General features: G+C 53.0%; 1 protein-coding gene. It reads left to right on the forward strand.

The genetic code is table 11. From position 1 onward, the window contains the following. Positions 1 to 87 precede the first annotated feature (87 nt). Positions 88 to 438 (forward strand): hypothetical protein (locus U5775_RS39070; RefSeq protein WP_322063456.1); only part of this gene is annotated, 351 nt, incomplete at its 3' end.

The raw sequence follows: 438 nt of genomic DNA on the forward strand, positions 1-438 counted from the left end.
TACTGAATGACTGGACAGAAGTGCGCACTGGCAATGGATCTTAACGCTCCTAATCCGATATCGTTCATGTGCAGAGCGAGGGGGGATATGAAGAAGCAGTACGTCTTTTTGGGCAGGCTCGTGGCAGTCACATCGTTGTTTGGCGCAATCGCACATGCTACGGCCCAAGTCGCAATCCCAGCGATTCCGACCGAAGCAACGGTCACGATTGGGGCGTGTAAGTTCAAGATTGCGGACATGTTTGGCGGAAAGTTCATGGTTCCGCATCCCGAAGGAACACCTCTCCAACAGGGTGTCTATGACCTACCTGATACCGGGCCGCAAGCATCTTCTGTCATTGGAAGCTTTGGGCTGTTTTGCGTAGACGCGAGTGACGAAAAAATCGGCACGATGCTGAATGCCAGGCAGGTCAACGGTACATGGCTGATGTACAACCCG

Source organism: Paraburkholderia sp. J63 (assembly GCF_905220245.1).
GTDB lineage: Bacteria > Pseudomonadota > Gammaproteobacteria > Burkholderiales > Burkholderiaceae > Paraburkholderia.